Source organism: Shewanella mytili (assembly GCF_046765975.1).
GTDB lineage: Bacteria > Pseudomonadota > Gammaproteobacteria > Enterobacterales > Shewanellaceae > Shewanella > Shewanella mytili.
Window position 1 is genome coordinate 154215 of sequence record NZ_JBKOUD010000008.1, and the last position, 7424, is coordinate 161638.

The 7424-nt window shown below is 54.9% G+C and carries 4 protein-coding genes, 1 tRNA gene and 1 rRNA gene; 2 read left to right on the plus strand and 4 right to left on the minus strand.

Annotated elements, in window-relative coordinates; genetic code table 11:
* Positions 1-80: 80 nt before the first annotated feature.
* Positions 81-2726 (plus strand): phosphoenolpyruvate carboxylase, encoded by a 2646-nt coding sequence (ppc, locus tag ACIDEJ_RS09865; RefSeq protein ID WP_411987899.1) that lies wholly within the window; start codon positions 81-83, stop codon positions 2724-2726.
* Positions 2726-3259, plus strand: a complete 534-nt coding sequence (locus ACIDEJ_RS09870; RefSeq protein WP_411987900.1) for a DUF1439 domain-containing protein — start codon at positions 2726-2728, stop codon at positions 3257-3259. The genes ppc and ACIDEJ_RS09870 overlap by 1 nt, the downstream gene beginning before the upstream one ends.
* Positions 3260-3331: 72 nt before the next feature.
* On the opposite strand, the gene ACIDEJ_RS09875 is transcribed toward ACIDEJ_RS09870, so the two are convergent.
* The 4 genes from ACIDEJ_RS09875 to rrf form a co-directional block, all read right to left on the minus strand.
* The gene (locus tag ACIDEJ_RS09875) at positions 3332-4606 is read right to left on the minus strand and encodes a CinA family nicotinamide mononucleotide deamidase-related protein (protein ID WP_411987901.1); all 1275 of its coding nucleotides are present in this window, start codon (positions 4604-4606) and stop codon (positions 3332-3334) included.
* A gap of 127 nt (positions 4607-4733) precedes the next feature.
* Complete coding sequence (aegA, locus tag ACIDEJ_RS09880) at positions 4734-6704, minus strand: formate-dependent uric acid utilization protein AegA (RefSeq protein ID WP_411987902.1); 1971 nt, start codon at positions 6702-6704, stop codon at positions 4734-4736.
* A 422-nt stretch (positions 6705-7126) separates the two neighbouring features.
* Positions 7127-7203 (minus strand) — tRNA-Asp (locus ACIDEJ_RS09885).
* A 57-nt stretch (positions 7204-7260) separates the two neighbouring features.
* A 5S ribosomal RNA gene (gene rrf, locus ACIDEJ_RS09890) occupies positions 7261-7376 on the minus strand.
* Positions 7377-7424: the final 48 nt, after the last annotated feature.

A 7424-nucleotide genomic window follows, 5' to 3' on the forward strand; every position in this document is an offset into this window, starting at 1 on the left:
TTGACCTTTGGCGCTGCGGCTGGGTATGGTGAACAGCACGGCAGTACAGCCACACATTTTTTGGGGAAATGGAAACCATAATGGAACAAACGACAGATATGTACGCCTCGCTGCGGGCCAATGTCAGTATGCTGGGGCAAATTCTCGGCGACACCATGCGCGATCACTTGGGCGAGCCATTTCTGGAAAAAGTCGAGCAGATCCGCCAATTGGCCAAGCGCTCACGCAAGGGTGACAGCGCTGCCCGGGAACAGATGCTGGAGCTGTTAAATGCACTGCCCGATGATGAGCTGGTGCCGGTGGCCAAAGCCTTCAACCAATTTTTGAATCTGGCCAATATTGCCGAGCAGTTTCATACCATCAGCCGTAACTGCGATGAACTGGTATGCGTGCCGGATCCGGTAGACTTGCTGCTGGGACGCATGCTCAATGGCCCGATTGACCAACAGCAGATGCTGGACTGCCTGAAAACCATGGACATCGACCTGGTACTGACGGCACATCCTACCGAAATATCCCGGCGCACCCTGATCCAGAAATATGCCGCCGTGGTGGATTGTCTGGCAGCACTGGAAAACGACAAGCTGGGGCAACGGGAAACAAAACAGCTGAATTTGCGCCTAAGGCAGCTGATCTCGCAAATCTGGCATACCAATGAAATCCGCAGCGAGCGCCCCACGCCCGTGGATGAAGCCCGCTGGGGACTGGCCACCATCGAGACCTCACTATGGCAGGCCGTGCCAGATTTTCTCAGGCAGCTCAACGATCAGATAGAAGAGCGCACCGGCACCCAGCTACCCATTGATATCGCCCCGGTAAGATTTTCCAGCTGGATGGGCGGCGATAGGGACGGCAACCCCTTTGTCACCGCCCAAGTGACCCAGGAAGTGCTAGACAGAAACCGCCATGCCGCTGCACGGCTGCACCTTAAGGATGTGGCAGAGCTCATTACCGAGCTGTCCATGGAAGATGCCAACCCAGAACTGCTGGCTTACACCCACAACAGCCGCGAGCCCTACCGGGATGTATTGCGGGATTTACGCCATAAACTGCGCAATACCATCGACTTTCTCAATGCCCGCATTGAAGGCCACCAACCCGAGGTGGATTACCACACCATCATCTGGCATGAAGAAGATCTCAAAACCCCGTTGATGTTGCTGTACCGCAGCCTGTGCGACTGCAACATGCGCCTGATTGCCAACGGACTACTGCTCGACACCCTGCGCCGCCTGGCCTGCTTTGGCATCCACATGGTACGGCTGGACATCCGCCAGGATGCCGCCAGACACGCTGATGTGATTGCAGAGCTTACCCGCTATCTGGGCATTGGCGATTACGCCCATTGGGACGAATCGGAAAAACAGGGCTTTTTACTAAAAGAACTCACCAACCGCCGGCCGCTGTTGCCGACCCACTGGCAACCCTCTGATGAAGTGGCGGAAGTCCTGTCCACCTGCCGCCTGATTGCCAAGCAGCCCGCCAATGCCCTGGGATCTTATGTGATCTCCATGGCCAGCCAACCATCCGATGTATTGGCCGTGTTGCTGCTATTGAAAGAAACCGGCTGCCAGCACCCCATGCGGGTAGTGCCCCTGTTTGAAACCCTGGATGACTTGAATAATGCCGCCAACTGCATGACCGAGTTGCTGAACATTGACTGGTATCGCGGTTATACCAAAGGGGTGCAGGAAGTGATGATAGGTTACTCCGACTCCGCCAAGGATGCCGGGGTGATGGCTGCGGCCTGGGCCCAATACCAGGCTCAAGAGCAGTTGGTAGCGGTTTGCCGCAATGCAGCGGTAAAACTCATTTTGTTCCATGGCCGCGGTGGCACCGTGGGCCGAGGTGGTGCCCCGGCACATGATGCCATTTTATCCCAACCGCCGGGCTCCGTGGACGGCCGCATCCGGGTAACCGAACAGGGCGAAATGATCCGCTTTAAATTCGGCCTGCCCAAACAGGCCATCCAGTCTCTGGCGCTTTATACCTCTGCCGTCATGGAAGCCACCTTGCTGCCGCCGCCGGAACCTAAACCCCAATGGCGCGATGGCATGGCAAGAATTGCCGCTGATTCCGTCACCGCCTATCGGCAGGTAGTGCGTGAAAATGCAGATTTTGTGCCCTATTTTCGCGCCATTACCCCGGAAGTCGAATTGGGGAAACTGCCCCTTGGCAGCCGACCGGCCAAACGTCGGGTGGACGGGGGAATAGAAAGCCTGCGGGCCATCCCGTGGATTTTCGCCTGGTCACAAAACCGGCTGATGTTGCCGGCATGGCTGGGCGCAGGCGAATCCCTGCAAGCCGCCATGGAACGCGGTGAAAAATCGTTATTGCTGGAAATGGAGCGGGACTGGCCATTTTTCCGCACCCGGATTTCCATGATGGAAATGGTTTACGCCAAAGCGGAGCCCAATCTGGCCCGTTACTACGAAACCTGCCTGGTACCGCCAGCGCTGCATCATCTTGGCGATGAGCTTATCGGCAGGCTGCAACTAGGCATCCAGATGGTGCAGGAGCTCACCGGCAGCAACACCCTGATGGCCCATACCCCCTGGAGCCGGGAGTCGGTGAAACTGCGCAATCCCTACATCGACCCACTCAACTTCTTGCAAGCCGAACTCCTGGGGCGCACCCGGAAAGAACAGCAAACCTCTGCCACCTTGGAGCTAGCACTGATGTTGACCATTGCCGGTGTTGCAGCGGGCATGAGGAATACCGGCTGATGCGTTTTGTCACCCTATTCTTGGCAATGCTGTACCTGGGGGGATGTGCCAACCAGTACAGCATCAGTGAACAGCAGATAGCGCATTATCTAAATGATAAAATTGCCAAAGAGTACCAGATGCAACAGGGCACAGCAGCGCTGACGTTAGGATTGCAAAACGTCAGCGTCAAACTGGGGCATCAACCCGGGATAATGGCGGTGACAGCGCAGGCAAGGGCCAAACTGCTCACCCCCATTATGCCCCTGAGCGCCACGCTGCAGGCGGAATTCACCGCCAAGCCTGTCTACGATGCATCAAGCCATGGGGTGTTTCTCAAAGACCTGCAACTGGTGCAGCTCAGCTCCCGACCGGCGCAACTGCAACGGTTGCTCAGTGGCATCACCCCGCAGCTACTACAGATGACACGAACGCTGCTGGAAAGCCAACCCGTGTATGTGTTGGACAACCGGGACAACACCCAAGCGAAGCTGGCGCAAATCACCCGTGAGATAAAAGTGGAAAAGGGCAGGCTGTTACTGCTGTTTCAGTAATCCTGCCAAGGCAGCTGCGGCCAAGCCGTCAAGGAGGGCAGACAAGTGTATGCCCTCTACCTATTTTGGGGCCTATTTGGGATAGCGCTTGATGAAGGAGTAATCCACAATCACCGCCTCATTAAGCAACTCGCGGCGCAACATGTCATAAGCCACTGCCGCACTGATGCTACGCACCAATGCCCGGGAGCGACCAGAGAGCAAAATCATCTGACTATACACGCCGTTACGGGTTGCCAGTGCAATGGCAACGGTGCCCACAGGTTTTTCTGCAGTGCCACCATCAGGACCAGCAATACCGCTGGTGGCCAAGGCAAAATCGCTGTCCAGCAACTCGCGGGCCCCCCGCGCCATCTCTTCAACAACCGCAATGGACACGGCGCCGTTATCATCCAGCGTGTGCGCCTTGACACCAAGAACCCGCACTTTGCTTTCGTTGGAATAGGTCACCAGTCCTTGCTGCAAATAAGAGGAACTACCGGGGAAAGCCACCAATTGGCTGGTGATCATGCCGCCAGTGCAGGACTCTGCCACACTCAGGCTCAGGCCTGATTGGTATAAGCGCTGGTGGATCTCCTGAGCCAGAGAGCTGCAGTTCTCCGCCACCACCGCGGTGCCCAGCGCCTGCTTTACCTGGGCAGTCACATCGGGTAACTGGGCAATGGCCTCATCGCCTCTGGCAAAGATTTTAATTTCAATATGGGGCATGGAAGAGCGATACCCCAACGTAATCCCGGCAGGCAATGAAAGCGGCTCCAGTTTTTCCGCCAGTGAGGATTCACCATGACCAATCGTCAGCAGTTTCTCCAACGCCACAGCCGCTGTCGGGGCAAAGTGCTCCTGAATGAAAGGCAAAAACTGTTCCTGCACCATATGATGCAGTTCAAAGGGAACGCCAGGTGTAAAAAACAGCCAAGCCCGGTTGAGCTTTACCCGAAAACCACAGGCGGTTCCCACCGGATTATCCACCATGACCGCGGATGCAGGTAACAACGCCTGCTTGAAATTATTGGCGGGCATGGGCCGGTTATTGCGGGCAAACCAGTCAATCATGTGTTCACGCCAGGCCTGGTTTTCCACTAACGGTTCACCCTTTGCCATGGCCATGGCCTCGGCAGACAAATCGTCAGAGGTAGGGCCTAGGCCGCCATTGACCAAAATCACATCGGCGTGCTGACTACGCTCCTGAAAAACCGCCACCAGATCTTCTAGCCGATCACCCACCGTCACCCGGCGTTGCACCTCAATGCCATGCTCCATCATCAGATTGGCAAACCAGGCACCATTGGTATCTATTATCTGCCCGGAAAGCACCTCTTCCCCGGTGCAAATCATCTCCAATTTCATAAAAGCTCCTGCTCTTTTCAAGTCCGTGTAATGACTGCCAGATTACGCTAATTCATGGCATAAGGGTATGAAAAGGGAAGAGTAGATAACAAAGCGGCCCGCAACTTGGCGGGCCGTGCATGACGATTTACGATAACGTGGGTGCGGTCTGGGGCGCCAGCCCCAAAGAAGCGATGATCCCCAATGCGGCTTTGCGGCCATCCGCCATGGCGGTCACCACCAAATCCGCGCCGCGAACAATATCGCCCCCGGCAAAAATCTGCGGGTGGCTGGTCTGACAGGGGAATTGACCACCACGAGGCGCCTCAATCAGCCCCCAGCGGTTGCATTTGACCTGTGCTTGCTCCAGCCATGGCATCTGGTGAGCACTGAAACCAAATGCGATAATCAGTGCATCAGCCTCGAGCACGAATTCAGAACCCGCTACCGGCTGCGGCCGCCGGCGGCCACTGCTGTCAGGTTCACCCAATTGCGTGCGAATAAGTTCGATGCCGGCAAAATTGCCCTGTGCATCCAGCAAGATCCCCAAAGGCTGCACATTGAATAAAAATTCGGCGCCCTCCTCCTTGGCATTTTTCACTTCTTTCTTGGAGCCGGGCATATTGGCTTCATCACGCCGATAAGCGCAGGTCACCTGGGCCGCCCCCTGACGCAAAGATGTGCGCAGGCAATCCATCGCCGTATCCCCACCGCCTAACACCACCACTTTTTTGCCGGAAAGATTGATATAGGGTTCTTCCGCCAATTCAGCCAGCCCCATCTCATGTTTGGTATTGGCAATCAAAAATGGCAGGGCTTCATACACGCCGGGAGCATCTTCGTGCGCCAACCCAGCTTGCATAGACTGATAGGTGCCGGTACCCACAAACACCGCATCAAACTCGTCAAGTAACTGGGATAACGGGATGTCACGGCCTATTTCCGTATTCAGGCGAAACTCAATCCCCATGTCACTAAACAGTGCCCGACGATTAATCAGCACCTGTTTGTCCAGTTTGAATGCAGGAATACCGAATGTCAGCATGCCGCCAATTTCCGGGTGCCGATCAAATACTACCGCCTGAACCCCATTGCGGGCCAAAACATCAGCACAACCCAGCCCAGCAGGACCGGCGCCAATCACCGCCACCCGTTTACCCGTTGCCTTAACATGGCGCAAATCGGGCTTCCAGCCATTTGCCAAGGCAGTATCCGTGATGTAGCGCTCCACATTACCGATGGTCACCGCCCCATATTGATCTTTCAGGGTACAGGCACCTTCACACAACCTATCCTGTGGACAAACCCGGCCACAAACCTCCGGCAATGAACTGGTTTGATGGGAAAGCGCTACCGCTTCATCAATACGGCCTTGCCTTGCCAAGCTCAGCAACTGTGGAATATCGTTATGGAGCGGGCAGGTCCATTCACACACGGCATGATCACTACAGCTAAGGCAACGCTCTGCCTGAGAGATGACCTGCTGGGTTGAAAAAGGCTGATAGGTTTCCACAAAACTGGTTTTGCGCAGCGCCAATGGCGTTTTCAGCGCCTCCTGACGGGGATGATCCGGCAAAGCGGCCAGCAGCGGGGCCACCCGGTTGATACGCGGCAAACGGGGCTCAAACGTTACCCCGGCACTCCGGTACTGTTTTTCACGCCGCAGTTCAGCCAGGCCTTGATCATCAAGTAATCGCAGCGCCTGGGTTGGGCAAGCCTGTACACATGCCGGCCCTACGTCATTGCTATGGCATAAATCGCACTTATGGGCATAGGCCTTATCCCCATTGGGAGTGGTTTGATACACCATGTTGATGGCGCCAAACGGGCAGGCCAGCACACAACTTTTACACCCTATGCATTTGTCTTGCTGCAACTGGATGGTGCCATCTTCACAGGTAAGCGCCTGCACCGGGCAGGCATTGGCACAAGGAGCATCTTCACAGTGATGACACACCGCCGCTGACACACGGGACTCCCATTTCACCACCCGGATCCGTGGGTGAAACGCTTCTGCCCCATCCGGATAACGCCCGTCATTGTGCGATAACACACAGGCGACTTCACATGCCCGACAACCGATACAGCTATAGGCGTTGGCAATTACAAACCGATTCATCACTGTTCCCCAATCAAGCGATATTACGTCCCGGATGACTTGTTGTGCCCCAACACAAACGATAACCACCAGAAACAATCAACAGATTTACAAGCGTATATTCTAACCTGCTAAATTGTAGTAAAAACTTGATACTGAACAGGAACAAGCCAGTTTTTAATGCCGTGAATGTGATAAACCCCACTCATCCGATCAGCCATTTTGCCTAAAAATAAAACAAAATTTCTGAATTATTCAGGAAGTTAGTCTGTATTGAAAATGCCACGTCAACTACATGGTAGACAAAGATAAAAAGGCGTATTGCATGCACCATGAGCCATGACTCAAGTGACAGGCAATAAAAAGACAGGCGAAGAAACGAGAGAGAAAGTGAACGGGATAAAAAGCAAAAGGCCTCGTCATTGACGAGGCCTTGCTATTTGTGGCGGGATGGACGGGACTCGAACCCGCGACCCCCGGCGTGACAGGCCGGTATTCTAACCAACTGAACTACCACCCCACTGGACCGAAGCCCAATTCTTACTGGCTGATGCAACCGCATCTCGCCGAAATTGGCGCCTGGCGATGACCTACTCTCACATGGGGAGACCCCACACTACCATCGGCGCGATTGTGTTTCACTTCTGAGTTCGGGATGGGATCAGGTGGGACCACAACGCTATTGTCACCAGGCAAATTTGGTAATCTGGAAAGCTAATCTTCAGTAGCCGTTCTCTACTT